This is a genomic window from Corynebacterium sp. A21, assembly GCF_052266655.1.
GTDB lineage: Bacteria > Actinomycetota > Actinomycetes > Mycobacteriales > Mycobacteriaceae > Corynebacterium.
In genome coordinates this window covers 1-16,776 of record NZ_JBQPQY010000016.1, presented here as the reverse complement: position 1 = coordinate 16,776, position 16,776 = coordinate 1, and the positions used below count along the sequence as shown (strand labels likewise).

Below are 16,776 nucleotides of genomic sequence, written 5' to 3'. Positions count from 1 at the left end.
CATTCACCGGGGGAGAGTGGTGCGGAGAACTTTCGGAGGATGGCCGCTTCGATGCGTGGTGATCGTGTTGGCCGGTCGGGGCGCATGAGAAAGTTTTGTTTATCTCGGTAGCGTTTGACTTGTGTTCGGAAGTCTCCGAGGTGCCATTCTGATGCGCTGGATACTCCTCGGCGGCGGATGTGTCCGCGTTCGCGCCATTTGTTCCATGTGGTGGGGGGGATGTTGTAGGCGGCGGCGGCGATGCGGGGTTTGATCCAGGTGTTGTCTGGCATGTCTTGCACGGGTTGCAAGGTGTTGTTCCTTTCGTAGCCTTGGCGGTGGCTATTTGGTGCCGGTGTGGCCGAATCCTCCGGTGCCACGGTCTGTGGTGGTGAGTGCGTCTACTTCGGTGAATGAGACTTCGAGGGAGCGCTGTATGAGGAGTTGTGCGATTCGGTCGCCGCGTTCGATGTTGATCGGGGTGTCGCCGTGGTTGATGAGGACTGCGATGATTTCCCCGCGATAGTCCGTGTCAATCAGCCCGACACTGTTTGCGAGGGTGATGCCGTACTTCTTGCCCCATCCGCTGCGGGATAGGAGTGTGGCGTGCGTGTCCTGGGGGAGTTCCACGGCAACTCCGGTTCGCACTGCGTGCCGCTGCCCGGGGTCGAGGATCACGTCATAGTTGGCGCGGAGGTCCCATGCGGATGATCCGTCGGTGGCGCGGGTGGGGGCGTAGCCACGGTCAATGGTGGTGAATTTGACGGGAGCGCCCTCCATGTCGAGGGCCGCGTCAATGGCAATGTTGTAGATCCATTCACGGATACGCTGAATCATTTGGCGCTCACCATTTCAATGGCGTTCTGGATGTCTCCTACACGGAGATCACTCCACCGGTATGCGGGTTCGTCTTCGCCTTCTCGCCAGACTTCGACGTAGGGGAGCGCCCTGCGTCCTTCGGATTCCATGAGTGACCGAACATCATCATGGTCATCAATCTGCCGCTGTTCCACAGCAACGCCACCAGATTCGAGCTTCCTCGCAGTGACGCGGCACTTCGAGCATCCGGGCCGGGTGTACACAATCGCGCTAAGCATCGAGGTTCACCCACTTGCCGGCAGCGTTCTTGAACCAGTCGGTTCCATTCGTGTCGGTGAAGGCCACCATGTCTTTCAAGGGGTCAGTGGCTTCCCCGTGGTCATCGTTGCCAACATAGGGGTCCAGCTCTTCACCGGCGTACACGGGGTGGATATCCTGATTGGTGTTTTCAAAGTGTGGTGCGAGGGCTTCGGCAATGAGTTCCGCCTGCTCGCGTCGATCTGCGCGCTTCCCAACCACGCTGATGGCGGTGCCGACAATGATGTATCCGGCGCAGAGTGCCCATGAGTTTGCGAAAGCAAGTTGAACACGTTGCTTAAATTGCTTCGGGGTTAACATTATGGTTGTTCCTTTTCTGTGAGTGTTTGAACGAGATCAATCATCTGGTCGAGGGTCATGACCACTCGCCAGTCGCCGGGGTTTCCTTGGCCTCGTGCCTTGTGAACAATGGCCCCACCAAGGACTTGCTTGGCGGACTCCCGGCGGCAGTTGGTGACTTGTGATGCGAGTTGTGCCCACCATGTTTTCCATACGGGTGTGGCAACGTCTTTGACTTGGAGGACGATTCGCCCGGCGGGTGTTTCAGCGATCACATCTCCGAGATCGTCATTAAAACCTGCGCGGGTTCTGAAAGATTCGGGCCACGCCTTTTGGACATGGTCCCTTACGCTACGTTCGGCTCGGTCGCCTTTTTGTTTGTTTCGGTTTGCCATTCTTCACCACCTACTTGGTGTCTCTTGTAGCAGAGGGTGCATAGGCCCCTCGCGGTGTGAATCACAACCCCATCGGGGATGGGGGAACCGTCCCGGCTTCTTCTTGCCATCGGCTCGGCACACCCGGCACATGTCTCGGGTGGCTGGTATCGGGGTTTCATGTCCCGATATTCAGGGATCGGAATGCCCGCAATGAGGGAGAGGGCCACTCCGGTGAGTTCGTCACCTTCGCAGACCACCCCGGCTTGGATGACACCGGATGCGGGCCATACCCATGAGCCGTCTAATGATGTTCCGGCGGTGAGGGCATCGGCTGCGCATTGCTTGATGATGGGGCAGCCGTGGCACATTGAGATCGCCTGAGGGGTTGTTTCAGGTGTGGGGTTTATATGCCAGTCAGTGTGGCGGCAGGGTGCTTTTACCATCGGGTTACACTCTATCACCTGCGGTTGTGTACTTTGAAAGTACACTGTTACGCCTAGCGTGCCATGTTTGCGAACCTCGAATAGTGCAGCTGGTGGGCGATCTTCACATCCCCGATGGGCCCGCCACGGTGCTTCGCCAGGATGATGTCAGCTTCGCCGGCACGGGGATGGTCCCGGTCTTGACTGTCTGGCCGGTGTATAAGCATGACTATGTCGGCATCCTGCTCCAAGCTGCCTGACTCGCGAAGGTCGGCCAGTTGGGGGCGCTTATCCTCCCGAGATTCTGGCCCTCGGTTGAGCTGGCTGATGGCAATCACGGGCACGTCTAGTTCTTTCGCCATCAACTTGAGTTGTCGTGAGAAGTCAGACACTTCTTGTTGTCGGGATTCGACACGCTGCCCGGATGACATGAGCTGTAGGTAGTCCACCACGATCATGTCTAGCCCGGATCGTTGTTTGAGTTGCCGTGCTTTTGCCCTGATGGTGATCATTGTGAGGTTGGATGAGTCATCAATGAAGATGGGTGCGGACTCTAGTTGTTTGGCTTTGGCCCCGAGTTTTGCCCAGTCTTCGTCTCGGAGTTTCCCGGATGAGATGTCGCCTAGTTTGATGCTGGTTTCTGCGGAGAGTAGGCGTTTCACGATCTCTGATTTGGACATTTCCAACGAGAACACCACGGATGTTTTTCCGTGCTTGACGCTTGCATTCCGCATAAAGTCCAGCGCAATGGTGGACTTTCCCACACCGGGGCGGGCGGCCACGATAATCATCTGACCGCCCTTTAGCCCGTTGGTGTATTCATCGAGGTCATGAAACCCGGTGGGGATTCCTGCCCCGTCTTCCCCTGATGCGATGTCATCTATTTCATTGAGCGTCGGCCCGAGGAGATCCGTGATGGATTCCATGTCTGATTGTTCGGTGCGGGTGAGGCTGCTTGTGGCTGATTGCGCCATTTCGACAACCTCTGCTGCGCCCATGTCGTGCGAGGTGGCTGCTTGTTGGATGCGCACTCCGGCTTCGAGGGCTTTGCGGAGGGTGGCTTTTTCCACGACGATCTCTGCGTAGCGTGCCGCGTTCGACGCGGTGGGCACCATGCTGATGAGGTCTAGCAGGTACCCGGCCCCGCCGACCATGCCGATGTCGCCGGTTTTGGTGAGCCGGGTTGCGAGGAGTACCGCATCAATCTCCGTGCCATCACTAAACATGTCCATGATGGCTTGGAAGATTGCTTGGTGTTTCGGGGCGTAGAAGTCACCCGTCTTGACGATGTTTACTGCGTCAATGATTGCCGATGTTTTGAGGATCATCGCCCCGAGGACTGATTGCTCGGCTACCTCATCATGCGGCAGGTCTGCCATGGTTTTGTCACTCCTTGAGATGATCCCGGATCGTTTCGGGCCGCACCCGGTAGGAGTTCGCCAGGTGTTCCACCACCGTGCTGAGTGAGCTGCCGAATCCGAGGAAGAATTCCACTTCTTCTAGGATTGCTTCCCGCCCTGGGGTGGGGCGTGATGCGTAGTATGCTTTGGCGATTTCATCAGCACGGTAGATGTATCTTTTGCCGTCTCGTTGGCGGTTGACTTTCCTTTTGTGTGACCATCCGGTGAGGGTGCTGCGGTGGATTCCCCACCGGGCGATTACTTCATCTGCTGTCAGCCATTCAATCTTCGATGGTGCAGTCATGCCGCCGCCTTCATTTCATGCTCCGCGAGCATCTCGATATACATTCCGAGGTCTTCATTGCTGGCGGGAGTATCTGTCATGGGATTGGTTAACCACAAGCGGAGACTGTCGGGGACTCCGTCGATAGTGAAATCCGGCTCCTGCATCCCCATAGCCAGGGCACGCAGTCCGATCTGGAACTGCACCATCCTCTGACCCCACTCTTTACCATCCGGGTCGGGTATCCCCAGCTCCCGGCGTGCATCAAGGATCTGCTGCCCGAAGCTCTCAGCCTCCGTAGCGATGATCTTGCGCTCCTCTTTGATGAGCTTGCTGGTGGCCTTGTGGTCCTTCATCATTTCGTTGATCTGATCTACTGACTCTTGTTGTGTCATGCTGTTTTTCGGTTCCTTTCTCGGTGGCACTGGGAGCAGTAGGCTTTCCGTCCTTGCGCCCCGTTGCTTTTCCACTTCCGGTGAATGTTCTGGGCATGTCCTTGTGGGCATTCCTTCACTTGCTCATGCCGTCGTGATCGGCGGGAGACTGGTGGTGGGGTTTCCCAGTCGAACCACGCCGCGAGGGCTGCTTGGCGGGCTTCTTTCACCCTGGCGGACATGGTGGCGAGAGTTCTGCCGACTGCTTCGGCATGCTCCGTGAGGGACTCAAATGACGCTGCCCCGAGGAGGTCTTCCTGATGCCGGTCGCCTAGCGCGTCGAACACCTGGTGTACGGCAATCCGGTCCAGCCCGAAGTTTGCGAACGCTGGCCTATGGGGTTCCCAGTAGGCGGCGAAACGCGCCCCGGTGCCACCACTAGACTTTCGGGCACCGTTCTGCCCAAGACGGTCCTGGTGCTCCCTACTGATCGCGGTCTGCCCCAATCGGAGCAACTCCCACACGGTGGTGTCAGGGTTCTCGGCCAGGGCCATGCTGATTGCTGATGTGGCGGTGTCCCTGCGGTCAGGCTCCGAGGTCCCCTGATAGAAGGCCCGTGAGGCTGCGATCTTCCCCATAGTGTGCAGGTGCTCTAGCGTGCCGTCCCAATACTCATCTTCATGTTCTTCCACCTCGATCTCGGCGGGCAGGAAATCCGACACCGCACCCGAGGTCACCCAGCCGGGGTTACGCCGCGTTCTTGACATCACTCATCACTGCCCTGGGGTGGGCTGATTGGTAGATGGACACCATTTTCTTCATCGCGACATGCACATACTGCTCAGTGGTCGCGAGGGACTCATGACCCAAAAATTCCCTCACCACTGTGATGTCTGCGCCGCCATCGACCATGTGGGTTGCGCACGAATGCCGAAGCGCATGCGGGCTAAGTGCCCTCAGCCCAGCCTTATCGCATGCCTCAGCCAGGGCGCGACCGGCAGCGCGAGCACCCATCCGCTCGCCCTTCGCCCCAAGGAACAAGGCCGTCTCATCTGGGACGGCGGGGTTACGCAGGCCCATCATCATCACCAAGGGAAACAGTTGATTCGGGCCAATCGGTAGCACCCGCTGCTTGTTTCCCTTCCCGGTGACCTTGATCTTCATAGTCACCGCGTCCACGTCATCTAGGTCCATCGAGCACGCCTCAGCCACCCGCAACCCGGCACCATAGACCAGTTCGAAAAGTGCCCAATCTCGGACCGCGATCTCATCCGGGATGGCGGTCTTCTTGAGACTGTCGAAAAGCTGGGCGGTCTCCTTCTCGGAGAAATGCTCAGCCACTTTCTTCGGGAGTTTCGGCAGCATCAGCCGGTGCATGTCCCCGCCATCAGACCAGCCCTGATCTCGGGCATGCTGCGCGAACGACTGCGCGGCACTGACCATCCGGGCGCGGGTTGCGGGCGCGAGATGCTGAGCCTCAGCGAGAGCGCCACGCACATGGTTCAGGGTGAACTGCTCCACGTCGGAGATGGTTGCCGACAGTCTGCCCATGTCTGAGCCATAGCCCCGGACTGTTGCAGGCGACCATCCTCGAACAAGCTCGGCATGGTCTAGCCACTTGGCGATAGCATCTGAGATGTTCATGCTTTGTTGGGGCGCGGTCATGCCATCACTCCGATTGCGTGGTGGGCCATGTCTTCGGGGATGTCGATGATGACATCCCACGCCCCGCGATCCTGCAATGATGTGAGCTTTTTGCGGAGGTTGTCGAGGGTTTCCCCGTCCGCCCAATCATTAATGTCCTGCATGACTTCACGGGTGATCATGCCCCAACGATCATTGGCATGCCCGGTGGTGACTTCTGTGTGTTCCATCCATGTGATGGTCCAGTTGCCGCCGGGTTCGGTGATTTCCACGGCAATTATGTGTTCGCACTGGTGTGCGAATTCTTTGATGAGATTATCTTCGCTGAGCATTGGTTGTTCCTCCTTGGGCCGCATTGGCGTGCGGCTTTTAGACGTATGCGAGTTTCTGGACGTTACCTTTGGTGAAGTTTCCGCATTTCTGGCACACGCCCGTTTTGTTGTAGAGCGAGATGTAGCCTTGGCAGTTGTAGCAGCGGGTGGGGCGGCGGGCTTTCGTCTTGGCTGCTTTCGCCTGGTGGTCTCGGCACATCGAGAGTTCGGAGTTATCGTCTCGTGGTTGTTCGCAGCCGATCCGGGCGCACTCATGGTCTTCCAGGGGTGTGGCGAATAGTCGCATGATGTCTGGGGTGGTGAGTTTCATGCTCATAGCGAGACCCCTGCAAAGACGATGATGGTGTAGATGCCCAGTGCTGCGATGAGGGCTGCCCCGAGGTCACGCCACGGGGTGTCCGTCTCCATGGTTGGGGTGTATACGCCGATGGTTTCCGCAATGTCAGTCATACAAACACCGGACTCTTTTGCTTAGATGCGTACCGCGCACCGCATGGAAGGCATAGCCCTGTGGCGGATTCACTGCCGATATATTGCTGGCATTCATGGCATCGGTATGGCCGCCGGTTGTGCTTGATTCCGTCTGCCATGTCTTGATGGTGCCCACACATGAATAGGCGAGAGTCATCATTTCGGGACTCTTCGCACCCCACATACGCACACTGGCCGGGGGTCAGGGGTTGTTGAAACTCCGCGATGATCGTCTCATCCATGGAGTGGTGCAGATCCTGATCGGCGGTCATGACACAACCTCCACCATGTCGTTGTGGTCGTAGGTGCGACCGCCCATGGTTTCGGCGTATTCGATGATGGTCATGCTGCCGAGTGTCTGCACTCGGCTGATGGTGCGGACCGCGCCACGGTGTTCGGGTGCTTTGACCTTGATGCCGGGTTTGAGGTCGCAAGCTTTTAGTTGTAGGTCAAACAGGGTGCTCATGCTGTCACCTGCTTGGATTCAGTTGTGTGGCAGTCTTTGCAGAGTGCCCAAGTGTCTTGCGGGAGGATTGTGGTTGTTTGTCCGCAGTCGTCGCAGTATGTGGTGAGGGGCCATGTGTGGTGGCCCTGTTGTTGTTGCTGAAACATTGGTTGTCCCTTTCAAATGGATGCCCGTTGGCGGTCGGGCAAAGAATGTGTGTGCGTGTAAGATGCGCACCCCCTATGAAACTGTTTCCTGATTACTTAGTGTCAGTAAGTTTCAGGTTTATTAGCCGGTTATTATTCTTGTCCCCGTCAATATGAGTGACATGCTGACCATCCGGGATGGGTCCGTTAAAGGCTTCCCATACAATGTCGGCAAGCTTTGGGGTGTGCATCTTGCCGTTTTCGTCTACGAGTGGAGCGAGAACATCTCCGAATTCGTCTAGGAACGGCAGGACTTCAATTCCATCTTCGGGATCGTTGTGGCTCATGGTTTCCCTTTTCACATCTGCCCGAATCCGGTGGGCTGGTTTCCGAAGCCCATCTGCGGCTGCTGACCAAACCCCTGCTGTGGGGCGGGCTGGCCGAAGCCCTGCTGCTGGTTGCCGAAGCCGCCCTGCTGCTGCGCTGCCTGCTGCGGGTTATAGCCCCCCTGCTGGCCCTGCGGCTGCTGGCCGAAACCACCCTGCTGCGGCTGAGACTGCTGACCCGGCTTAGACACCTGAGCCACCTGGAAGTTCAGTGACGGACCAACCTCATCCGCAATCATGTCGAACGAGATCTCCTCACCGGTGTCCTTTGCCCAGATCTTCGGAATCAGGTTGCCAGTCACATTGACCTGCTGGCCCTTGCCGAGACTGTTGACAATGTTCTCGGCCTTCTTGCCAAACGCGGTGACTGAAACCCAGACGGTCGGGCCGTCGATGTATTCGCCGGTCTTGTCCTTGTAGCGCTCAGACCATGCGACACTGAAAAAGGTGCGGGCCTTGCCGTCGTTGGTTTGCTTGAGTTCGGGTGCCTTGCCGATGTTGCCGGTGATGGTCGTGTAAGCCATTAGATGTTCTCCTTGGTGTTGTATTTGACTCCGGTGTCCGGGTCTTCAAAGTCGTAATCCCACTCGCTTGCCTGGTCCGGGGATGGTTCCACGGCCATGACTTTCATCGTCGGGCGGCATCCGCCACCATTGGCGGTGATTTCCTCCGCGATGCGCTTAGCTGTAGTCAGCTCTTCGGTGGTGAATCTCATGAGAACTTTCGTCACGTCATCACAACTAGGAACGCTGACTAAATACCAGTCACTCACTTGCTCTCCTCGATGATTCGTGCGAGCCAGGACGCGGGGATCCGCTCCCACAGCTCAGGGTCAACCTCGAAATTCTCCGCATACGGGTTATCGTCCGGGTTTTCAGAGACCGACAAGAACGGGTAGAACCCTTCCTTCGTCGTGCAGACCAGTTCGCTGTGCCACATACTGCCGTCGCCGGCAGGGCGGATGATCGTTCCCCGGTATCCGGTGAAGTCACGGTGCAGGTGCGGTGCTTCCGGTGACTTATTGATCTCTTCCATCCTGAGTTCAAGGGCTTTCCCTGCCTTGGTGCGCCGATTCGGGACGAAACACTCAGCTGATGGGTGTCCTGACTTTCGGCGCAAAGCCTTGTCGGGATTGTCTAGGTCGTTCGGGGTGAAGCCGGCGTACCAGAAGGCCCCCCATCCACCGTTCATCCAAACTTTGGTGGGGTCACAATCCAGCTCGATTGCCAGGGCTTTTATTGCTTCCTTCTGGACGAACCACTTTTCTTGGTACTGGTCGCGCATGGGCAAGGTCTTTTCCGTGCCGACCCACCAGGCCCCGGGGATCTTGCCGGTGATTTCACCGACCTGCTGCTGGATGGTCTCAAAATCACGGGTTGGGGTGATAGTCATTGTTGATTCTTCTCCTGGTTGGCGTGGTATCGGCGGTCTGCTTTGACTGCGGCGAGAATCGCGAGGGCTAGCCCCTCCGCCTGATCGGTGTCCATGATTCGAGGGGCGCTGAATCCGATACGGCCAGGTGCCCATGCATAGGAGTGAGCGTTCCCCATTTCCGAAATGTCCTTGTTGCTGTGGATCACGTATTCGAATCCTGCGGACCATTCCCCACTGCCGAATGGGGGAACGTTGTCACGGGGCAGGTCCGGGGCGAGTAGTCCGGCGGCGGCAAGAGTGCCAAGCACGGCTTCGGCTTCGTTGCTGTTCGGGCGGATCACCCAGTGGTCATCGAGGTAGACACCCTGATTTAGGACCTCTGCTGCTTGTTGTTGGATGTTGTTGCTGTTCATTGTGGTTGTCCTATCGTCCGGTTGCGGTGAGAACCATGTCGATGAACCAGTGATCCTCGGCAATCCCGTAGGCGTTCCACTGGGAGATGTAGTCGCCGTGGACGATGAGGGAGATAAGTGCGTCAAGCATTGGTGTTCCTTTCAGATGGTCCCCGTTGGCGCGGGGATATTGTCATGTCACTTCCATTGCGGAAGTTGTGCCCGGCAGGGGAGTCGAACCCCTGCTGTGACCGTCCGGGCTACCTATTGTTGTTGCAGATCCGCATGGCAGCGGAGACGGTATTGTTGCGGCCACACCCCAGTGGATGTGCCTGGTTGTTGCAGGTTTGGCCGCCCTGCGTGCGGAGTGAAACTTGTCATGAGATTTCCTTTTCATACGAGTGCATGTGGCTATGCACAGTGCCGCACCCCGGTATCGATCCGGGTGCCCTCCGCGTATGAGACGGATGCTCTACCAGTGAGCTAGTGCGGCTTTGTTCGCCTTGTTCTATCCCGGCACGTTTCCCTCCCCTGCAATAGGGGGTCTGGGTCATGGCACGATGGTCATCGCGCTCGCCATATCTTCACCGGGCGGCTGATTTGATTGTCAAACAACATAAGGTTCTTCACGATTAGGGCTGTGTCGGCCAACGCCTGCCCCCGGAATCGAACCGGGGAGAAACCATTCAGACTATTCGGGTTGTATCAGGCCCGTCCTGCCGCGTGTATCAGGATGCGCGGCCCCCAACCAGCCGATCAGGCTGCGAGGGTCAGAGCGTTCACGTCATGCTCGATGACCTGGGCAATGATCCCCGGAACCAGATCAGGGGCAATATGCGAAGCCATCATCAGACCAGTCAAACCATCGTTGCCGGTGCGGTACACATTCACGCTCACACCGTGATCCTCGTAACTGTCCTGCGCCGCAAGGGTGATCAGAAACTTCACACCATCGCGGTAGGAGTAGATGTCCACACTGTGAACTTTCCCCCAATCACCGGACTTCCGGCTGGCGATCTTCCCATCCCAATCGGGGGAGATATTGCGGGCAATCTGGGTGATCTTCTCTTGAAGATTCATCATGTTCCTTTCAATCGCTAGGCCTTGGCGGTGGCCCCTTGCGGTCTGGAATAAGTATGGCAGAACCACCATAAGAATGTCAACTGCAAGTACACAATTGACACGAAACCACAGGTGGTAGGTCTAACTGGTGTGCACTTCACGATTCCGGTACCTAGCCATCACCTTGTCCCGCATCGCCCGATCCGACGCAGACTCCGGGGCAGCCGGCAACGCCTTGAGTGGTGGTTGTTGATCACGACGAATCGTGCGAATCCTCTGGGTGATGTGCCCTGGCATCAGCCAATCCGTGGACTCGGAGAAGTGACGGCGCATCCCCTCCACCGCATAATCCATCGTCCACTTCTGGCGGGTCGCGGCATCATGCCAAGCGGTGACCGTCTCCGCAGTGATGGTGCGGTTATCCACAGCCTGGATCTGGGCAAGGAAGAGAGTTACTTCTTCTCGGGTCATCATTTAGCGGATCTCCATTTCGATCATCGACTGTGGGGTGGGCTGAAACTGGGCCTGTACGCCCGCCTGCGGGGCGGAACCGAAGTTCATGGGCACCAGTCCCGTTCGATGCGCTTCAACGATCCTGGGGTCAGGATTTTCGAGGAGCATGAGAGTTTCCAACATCCGGCGCTCCGAAGCATTCGCCTTCTTGAAACCAGCAGGGACAGAAGAAGACTGCGGAGACCCGTTGCGGGGGGCGGACCATTTGGCGGCGCGGCGAATCCAGTTCCGATAAGTGGCATCCCAACTAGCGCGACGTTCATCCTTGCTCCACCAGTGATCCCGGAAGGAAAGAAGCTCAGAAGACTGATCCACCATCGGGCACTCTTCTGCCATCGCCTGAATCACTTCCTGAGACGGCATCCAATCCTGGGGAAGTGGAAGTGCAGACTTCTTCCTTGAATCAGGTGTGTGAGATCCATCGGGGGAATCCCCTCTCTCCAATGGGAGGTTCAAGGGAGGTTCAAGGGAGGTTTGTAGCTCATAGCTGTGAGCTACCGTGGCTTCATATTTGAGCTGTCGTTCATCGCTATTTGAGCGGTCGCTCATTTTGAGCTGTCGTTCATTTGTGGGGGCTTCATCACCCTCATTTGGGTCTTTTCGGACAGCTTTCTCATTGAGGTTCCACACAACAGGGCGGCGATCTTTACGGAATCCCAGAACTTCGGGGATGCCCTGATTTCCACGGCGAATGACATCTCGCTTTTCAAGGTCGCTCAGAACCCGTTTAACGGTGGCGACGGAAACCTGGGCTTCTTTGGCTAATGTCGCGTGTGATGGGAAGGATGCTTCGAACGCGGGGTATTCGCCGCCTGCGCGCTCTGCGAGGGCGATGAGGATGATTGCTGCGTTCCCTTTGGCGGGGGCTTTTCGGAGTGCCCAGCCGACTGCTTCAAAGCTCATGATTGGTTCCTTTCGTAGTGTTCGTGGCGGGTGGTGACACCCTGGCGGACTGCCCTAGGCAGATGTCCGATGTGCCAATAGGTGGGGTTGTTTGGATTCCTGTATGCGGTCATCCGGGTGCCGCCGATCTGGCGGATGGCTTTCCTCGCTGCGGATCGGCTGGAGTAGTTGCGTTTTCCTGTGACGGGATCTGTGCCCGCCCAACGTTGACTTCCCATGACGGTTTCCCTTTTTGGTGCGGAAAGTAGAGGGGCCACCAGTGGTGTGATGGTGGCCCCTCGGGGTGGTTGGCGGGTGGGTTAGGAGACGATCTCCGCGTTGAGGACTTCCTGCACGGTGTCTGGGCTCATGGCGGGGGAGGGCTGGGGTTCAGGCTGTGTGGTGTTGGTCTGCTGCTGTGCGAGCTGCTGCATGTCCATGCCCCACTGGTTGATTTCCTGGGCGAGTTCCTGGTGGCCTTCTGTGATTGCCTGGTTCATGAGTGCGAGAGCCAGATCCATATCGCCGGTTTCCTTGGCTGCTTCAAAGTCGCCACGAAGATCAGCGTCCCCTTGCTGGGACTCCTGCGGGGCGGGCTGTGCGACCTGCTGTGGCTGCTGCTGGATGTGGGCCATGAGTCGGCTTGCCTGGTCCTGTGGCTGCTGCGGCACGCTGGGCACTGGCGGGGCGGGCTGATCCTGCCGAGTGGCTGTCATCTTCTGCGGCAGCGGATTCCCCTCCGCATCCACATCGGCCCCCAGTTCCTCAGGGGTGTAGATATTGCCGGCCATGACATCCTGTGCGCCCATGCGAACCACCTTGGAGATGGCGCGGGCGAGTCGCATTGACGGGCCGTACTTCTTCCAGTTGTCCTTGTTCTCCAACTTCGCAGCCTTCGCGTCTGCCATGCTGAATGTGGCTTCAAAGGTGAAGTCGGGATCGTCATGGCGGATCAGGTGGGCGTGCGCGGTGTCGCCGTCATCCCAGACACGGAGCTTATGCCCCGCTTTGCGTACCATCGCGGCCATAAGGTCTGATGATGCGGACGGCTTGCCCTCGATAACGTGGATGGAGGTCAAGGCGTGGATTCGGCTGATCCCCAGACTGTCCGCGTATTCGGCGGCGAACATCAGGTTGGCGGGCTTGCCCCGGTACTGCTTCGGCAGCATGTCACCCATGGCCATGTTCTGTGACCAGTTGACCATCTCAGTGAGTGAGTCCTGGGTGCGTGCGATTTCGGTAGACATTGGTTGTTCCTCTCAATCGGCCTTGGCGGTGGCCGCTAGTTACTGGTGAGTGATCCTAGAATTCAGTGCGGGAAATAGCATTGAGGTGATAGGAGAGCGCTTCGAGGAGATCCTGCGCTTCGGATGCTTTCAGGCTCACAGTTGATGGCCCTCCACCATAAATTCCCAAGTGACCACTGCTCACGGTCATCTCGACTTCTCTTCCATCAGTGGGGGAAGTCAGGTCAGAGACAACCCTGATGGATGGCCGGAAATCTCCACCTCCCATAGGGAGCTTGATGGTCGTTTCCGTTTTGTGGTTGGTGTTCATGCTGCTGTCTCCTGGTCTTTCTGTGCTGCCTGGTGGATGTCTGCGGCGGTCAAATCACCCTGCGGAGGATAAAGCGACACACCCTTCTTAGTGGGCTGACGGCGGGCAACAAGAAGTTCCCCCACCTTCGCAACACGCGCATTCCCCATGTCACGGAGAATCATGGCCTTAGCCTGCTCCACGTCGAGTTTCGCCTGGTTCTCGCGGTTACGGGCATCATGGAACGCAATCGCACGATCAAGGCTGACCTGCCACTCCAACTCGCGTTCAATCTCCGGGTGGAGCTTGGCGAACGCGGCGGCTTCCCCGAGGGTGGCAGACGGCTCGGGGCATGCATCACCATCCGCAAGGGATAGCCAGAACTGGTGAGCTTTCCGCTCAAGCATCTTTGCAAACTCAGGGTTGTAGTGGATGACATATTCGTCCCACTGATCTACCCATGGTCCATGCTTCACCAGTCGCGCTTCGCGGGCCATGAGGCCTCCGAAATATTGCGTCATGTGAAGCTGCCACTGAACCTGGGCGGTGTAAACCCAAGGGATGTTATCCGTTCCCGGCTTTCCCCAAAGGCGAGGGTCGTTGGGGTCAGAGACAATTTCTCCGTCTTTGACTTTCTGTTTCGGGCGCGCCACGGACTTGGCTTCAACCAAGATGTGTTTCCCGTCGATCTTCGCCACGCTGTCTGGGTTCGCTGCCGCCCATGGGAGATCCGGGCGGGTGATAGTGGTTTCCCCGGACACCCATTCAAACTCCGGGCGCATCCGCTCAAAGAACCATTCCAAGATGGACTGTTCCTGATTGTGGCCACGGAGCATCGCATCATTGACATCCTGCGGCGGAATATCACCCCGCATACGGAGCCACAACTGGGCAGGGGACTCCCAATCTGAAAGGCCGAAAATCACCGGAATCTTCGATGCAGTCATCGTCCGCAAATGTTCAGGTGTACCCGGCACCAACACGGGTGATACACTCATATCTTGCATTTGGTTGTTCCTTTCAGCACCCCTTGGGGTGCCCTCCATTGCCGGCCCCTGCACGCAAATTCTTGGCGGAATGTGCAGGGGATTCGTTATTTAATCCTCAGGTAGCGTCTCGGCCCACCTGACTAAATCATCATGCCGAAACCGGATACCAGAGCGGCGAAAACGCACCGCAGCAAGCCTGCCAGCTCGCCGCTCCTCATCAAGCGCAGTCGTACCAATCGACAAGGCATAAGCCGCCGATTCCCGGTCGTACAGGATCTTCGGAACAGCAGTCTCAGGCAAAGCAGGTTGCGGCTTCGTCACTAGTAATCCTTTCGGTTCGGCAAGTACAACGTTACACACCAAAAGTGCACAAGACAAGCTGGTTGGGTAAGTGCAAATTGTGCAAGGTACCATCGACATCATGACGAAAAAGGAACCTCAGTGGAAAGCCGGACAGCTACTAGTTGAAGCCCGCGAGCGTAACGGCATGCGGCAGGCCGACGTAGCCAAAACAGCCGGAGTATCCAGATCCACAGTGATCAACGCCGAAAGTGGCACCCGATACAAGGACGGCGAAAAGGTGTCATGGGCAGTCCCCGCAAGCACCCTCGCAAAGATCGCGGTCGTGTCTGGGGCGGATGTGAAAGATGTCCTCACGGCGGCGGGATACGATTCGAACACACTTGCGATTATCGAACGCCAGGGTATTATCGATGTCTCAGACCTGAGCAATGATGACGTTTGGATAGTAACCGCGCTCGTAAGAGCCATACGAGAGGCCCGTGCCCGTGGAGAAAAAACTGATTGATCTGGTAATTAGCCCCCAATCGGGCAGCATTGAACCCCACCCATCCCTCGATATGGAGGATGGAAAACAGGCGGTGCGGGATTGGATGGAATGGCCAGGAGTGCCCCCATCGAAACCCCGCACCGCCCTTATCGTTTTCGAACAAGGTGGCGACGTGCGAACAACGCTATTCCAGTTCCCGTGACAGTGTGTCCAAAGCGGCCCGCTTCGTAGCCTGATCGACGTGCATATAGCCACGGGTGGATGTGATCGTGGAGTGCCCCACGATCTGCCTAATGATCTCTGGGTCAACTCCCATGTCCAGCATCAGGGACACCATCGTGTGACGTGCCCCGTGGAGTTTCACGTGCCCCACACCGGCATCTTTGAGGAGCTGCTTCCACCGGTTTGTGTCGCTGCGCCGGCCAACGGGGGAGCCGTCTGGGTTTGTCCACACTAGACCTGCCGGGTTTTCCACCCATGTTTCCCGGTGGTGAAACACCAACGCGACTTTCAGGGCGTGCGGGATCGGGATGATTCGAACGCTGTCTCTGGTTTTCGGGGATCGCCACACCCGGTTCTGCTGGATCTGCACAATGTCATCCGGGCCGGTATCGAAATCAATGATCAGGTCAGGGCAGTGTGATGCTGCGACGCGGCCACACGGCCAGCGGTCGTACTTTCGCTGCCCGCAGCCATGAGTGCAGGGCATGACATCTAGCTGCCGGTCGATGCGGATCGTGCCCTCCATAAGGTTCACTCGATCCCAGGTCAACCCGAGTAGTTCGCCCTGGCGAGCGCCGGTCAGAAGTGCTGCGATCCAGCGGGTGGCCATTGGATCGTCACTGTTCGCCGCGTGCTGAATCACGGCTTTCGCTTCGACCGCCGACAATGATTTAGCGATCTGCATTTTCGCCACGGGGCGGTCCATCTGGTCGCATGGATTAGTGGCGATAATCCCCTCACGGACAGCATCCTTAAGGGCTCGGGAGAGTAGGGCGTGGACCTGCTGGGTTGTTCGCCCAGACAATCCCTTCTCCCTAATATCTGTGTGCATCCCTCGGATGTCGCGAGGAGTCAGCTCATTGAGCTTGCGCCCGCCAATGCTGGGGACAATATGATTCGCAGTGAAACCCCGATAGTTTGCCATCGTCCGGTGGTTACGCTTCTCAGGGGCAATCTCCTCAAGCCACTCGTCCATCCACTGCGCGACAGTGGGCTTTCGTCCTGGCCGCCATTCGCCATTAACCATCTCCTTGAGACGTTCCTGACTCTTGCGGATGCACTCGTTCTTCGACCTGGAAGAGACCTTCGTGCGGTTCGGTTTCCCGTTGGGTTTGTAGCCGTCTGTGAGTTCGATGATGTGCAGGCCGCGTGTCGCATCAAAGTAGGGGCCAACCATAGTGACTGTCATGGGGGTGGGGTCACGTCCTATATCAGGTGGGGTAAAAAGTGGGGTTATAGCACGGCACAGAGTGTGACAATGTGTAATTGGTGTACTCAGATTTGGTGCATATCGTGCCGTACGGGTGTACATTGTACACTTTACCTCAGCCTTCCAAGCTG

27 protein-coding genes and 1 tRNA gene are annotated in these 16,776 nt (G+C 57.4%); 1 reads left to right on the top strand and 27 read right to left on the bottom strand.

Annotated features, from left to right (window positions below):
• Positions 1-321: 321 nt before the first annotated feature.
• The 26 genes from dut to ACTU46_RS14720 all read right to left on the bottom strand — a co-directional run bounded on the left by dut (position 322) and on the right by ACTU46_RS14720 (position 14,744).
• Positions 322-816: a dUTP diphosphatase gene (dut, locus tag ACTU46_RS14845; protein WP_443383264.1), complete on the bottom strand. Its 495-nt coding sequence runs from the start codon at positions 814-816 to the stop codon at positions 322-324.
• Positions 813-1,076: a glutaredoxin domain-containing protein gene (locus ACTU46_RS14840; RefSeq protein ID WP_443383261.1), complete on the bottom strand. Its 264-nt coding sequence runs from the start codon at positions 1,074-1,076 to the stop codon at positions 813-815. The genes dut and ACTU46_RS14840 overlap by 4 nt, the downstream gene beginning before the upstream one ends.
• A complete protein-coding gene (locus ACTU46_RS14835) occupies positions 1,069-1,416 on the bottom strand; it encodes a hypothetical protein (protein ID WP_443383258.1) in 348 nt (115 codons plus the stop codon). Before ACTU46_RS14835 ends, ACTU46_RS14840 begins: the two co-directional genes overlap by 8 nt.
• A complete protein-coding gene (locus ACTU46_RS14830) occupies positions 1,416-1,790 on the bottom strand; it encodes a hypothetical protein (protein WP_443383255.1) in 375 nt (124 codons plus the stop codon). The genes ACTU46_RS14835 and ACTU46_RS14830 overlap by 1 nt, the downstream gene beginning before the upstream one ends.
• Before the next feature lie 478 nt (positions 1,791-2,268).
• Positions 2,269-3,573, bottom strand: coding sequence for a replicative DNA helicase (gene dnaB / locus ACTU46_RS14825; RefSeq protein WP_443383252.1), 1,305 nt, complete (start codon positions 3,571-3,573; stop codon positions 2,269-2,271).
• Between the two features lie 7 nt (positions 3,574-3,580).
• Complete coding sequence (locus ACTU46_RS14820) at positions 3,581-3,898, bottom strand: hypothetical protein (RefSeq protein WP_443383249.1); 318 nt, start codon at positions 3,896-3,898, stop codon at positions 3,581-3,583.
• Complete coding sequence (locus tag ACTU46_RS14815; protein WP_443383246.1) at positions 3,895-4,272, bottom strand: hypothetical protein; 378 nt, start codon at positions 4,270-4,272, stop codon at positions 3,895-3,897. The genes ACTU46_RS14820 and ACTU46_RS14815 overlap by 4 nt, the downstream gene beginning before the upstream one ends.
• On the bottom strand, positions 4,269-5,021 hold the full coding sequence (locus tag ACTU46_RS14810; protein ID WP_443383244.1) for a hypothetical protein: 753 nt from the start codon (positions 5,019-5,021) through the stop codon (positions 4,269-4,271). The genes ACTU46_RS14815 and ACTU46_RS14810 overlap by 4 nt, the downstream gene beginning before the upstream one ends.
• On the bottom strand, positions 4,999-5,895 hold the full coding sequence (locus tag ACTU46_RS14805; protein WP_443383241.1) for a tyrosine-type recombinase/integrase: 897 nt from the start codon (positions 5,893-5,895) through the stop codon (positions 4,999-5,001). The genes ACTU46_RS14810 and ACTU46_RS14805 overlap by 23 nt, the downstream gene beginning before the upstream one ends.
• 17 nt (positions 5,896-5,912) lie before the next feature.
• Entirely contained in the window at positions 5,913-6,227 is a 315-nt protein-coding gene (locus ACTU46_RS14800) for a hypothetical protein (protein ID WP_443383239.1), read from the bottom strand.
• Positions 6,228-6,264: 37 nt separating this feature from the next.
• Positions 6,265-6,543 carry a hypothetical protein gene (locus ACTU46_RS14795; RefSeq protein WP_443383236.1) on the bottom strand — a complete coding sequence of 93 codons (279 nt, stop codon included), beginning with the start codon at positions 6,541-6,543 and terminating at the stop codon, positions 6,265-6,267.
• Entirely contained in the window at positions 6,540-6,677 is a 138-nt protein-coding gene (locus tag ACTU46_RS14790; RefSeq protein WP_443383234.1) for a hypothetical protein, read from the bottom strand. Before ACTU46_RS14790 ends, ACTU46_RS14795 begins: the two co-directional genes overlap by 4 nt.
• Before the next feature lie 289 nt (positions 6,678-6,966).
• A complete protein-coding gene (locus ACTU46_RS14785; RefSeq protein WP_443383232.1) occupies positions 6,967-7,164 on the bottom strand; it encodes a hypothetical protein in 198 nt (65 codons plus the stop codon).
• Between the two features lie 238 nt (positions 7,165-7,402).
• Positions 7,403-7,636 (bottom strand): HNH endonuclease signature motif containing protein, encoded by a 234-nt coding sequence (locus ACTU46_RS14780; RefSeq protein ID WP_443383229.1) that lies wholly within the window; start codon positions 7,634-7,636, stop codon positions 7,403-7,405.
• An 11-nt stretch (positions 7,637-7,647) separates the two neighbouring features.
• Positions 7,648-8,199, bottom strand: a complete 552-nt coding sequence (locus ACTU46_RS14775) for a single-stranded DNA-binding protein (RefSeq protein ID WP_443383227.1) — start codon at positions 8,197-8,199, stop codon at positions 7,648-7,650.
• Positions 8,199-8,390, bottom strand: coding sequence for a hypothetical protein (locus ACTU46_RS14770; RefSeq protein ID WP_443383224.1), 192 nt, complete (start codon positions 8,388-8,390; stop codon positions 8,199-8,201). Before ACTU46_RS14770 ends, ACTU46_RS14775 begins: the two co-directional genes overlap by 1 nt.
• A gap of 53 nt (positions 8,391-8,443) precedes the next feature.
• The gene (locus ACTU46_RS14765; RefSeq protein WP_443383221.1) at positions 8,444-9,067 is read right to left on the bottom strand and encodes a hypothetical protein; all 624 of its coding nucleotides are present in this window, start codon (positions 9,065-9,067) and stop codon (positions 8,444-8,446) included.
• Positions 9,064-9,462 (bottom strand): hypothetical protein, encoded by a 399-nt coding sequence (locus tag ACTU46_RS14760; protein ID WP_443383219.1) that lies wholly within the window; start codon positions 9,460-9,462, stop codon positions 9,064-9,066. The genes ACTU46_RS14765 and ACTU46_RS14760 overlap by 4 nt, the downstream gene beginning before the upstream one ends.
• A 400-nt stretch (positions 9,463-9,862) precedes the next feature.
• A tRNA-Met gene (locus tag ACTU46_RS14755) sits at positions 9,863-9,934 on the bottom strand.
• A gap of 263 nt (positions 9,935-10,197) precedes the next feature.
• Positions 10,198-10,524 carry a hypothetical protein gene (locus ACTU46_RS14750; RefSeq protein ID WP_443383217.1) on the bottom strand — a complete coding sequence of 109 codons (327 nt, stop codon included), beginning with the start codon at positions 10,522-10,524 and terminating at the stop codon, positions 10,198-10,200.
• A 120-nt stretch (positions 10,525-10,644) separates the two neighbouring features.
• Entirely contained in the window at positions 10,645-10,977 is a 333-nt protein-coding gene (locus ACTU46_RS14745) for a hypothetical protein (protein WP_443383214.1), read from the bottom strand.
• On the bottom strand, positions 10,978-11,919 hold the full coding sequence (locus ACTU46_RS14740) for a hypothetical protein (protein WP_443383211.1): 942 nt from the start codon (positions 11,917-11,919) through the stop codon (positions 10,978-10,980). It abuts the gene before it with no gap.
• Positions 11,920-12,218: 299 nt separating this feature from the next.
• Positions 12,219-13,145 carry a hypothetical protein gene (locus ACTU46_RS14735; protein ID WP_443383208.1) on the bottom strand — a complete coding sequence of 309 codons (927 nt, stop codon included), beginning with the start codon at positions 13,143-13,145 and terminating at the stop codon, positions 12,219-12,221.
• A 55-nt stretch (positions 13,146-13,200) separates the two neighbouring features.
• Positions 13,201-13,455, bottom strand: a complete 255-nt coding sequence (locus ACTU46_RS14730) for a hypothetical protein (protein WP_443383205.1) — start codon at positions 13,453-13,455, stop codon at positions 13,201-13,203.
• Positions 13,452-14,441 (bottom strand): YqaJ viral recombinase family protein, encoded by a 990-nt coding sequence (locus ACTU46_RS14725; RefSeq protein WP_443383202.1) that lies wholly within the window; start codon positions 14,439-14,441, stop codon positions 13,452-13,454. Before ACTU46_RS14725 ends, ACTU46_RS14730 begins: the two co-directional genes overlap by 4 nt.
• Before the next feature lie 90 nt (positions 14,442-14,531).
• Positions 14,532-14,744: a hypothetical protein gene (locus tag ACTU46_RS14720; protein WP_443383199.1), complete on the bottom strand. Its 213-nt coding sequence runs from the start codon at positions 14,742-14,744 to the stop codon at positions 14,532-14,534.
• Positions 14,745-14,844: 100 nt separating this feature from the next.
• On the opposite strand from ACTU46_RS14720, the gene ACTU46_RS14715 reads away from it, so the two are divergent.
• Entirely contained in the window at positions 14,845-15,231 is a 387-nt protein-coding gene (locus ACTU46_RS14715; protein ID WP_443383196.1) for a helix-turn-helix domain-containing protein, read from the top strand.
• A gap of 166 nt (positions 15,232-15,397) precedes the next feature.
• Here ACTU46_RS14715 and ACTU46_RS14710 read toward each other — a convergent pair whose 3' ends face one another.
• The gene (locus tag ACTU46_RS14710; RefSeq protein ID WP_443383193.1) at positions 15,398-16,624 is read right to left on the bottom strand and encodes a tyrosine-type recombinase/integrase; all 1,227 of its coding nucleotides are present in this window, start codon (positions 16,622-16,624) and stop codon (positions 15,398-15,400) included.
• Positions 16,625-16,776: the final 152 nt, after the last annotated feature.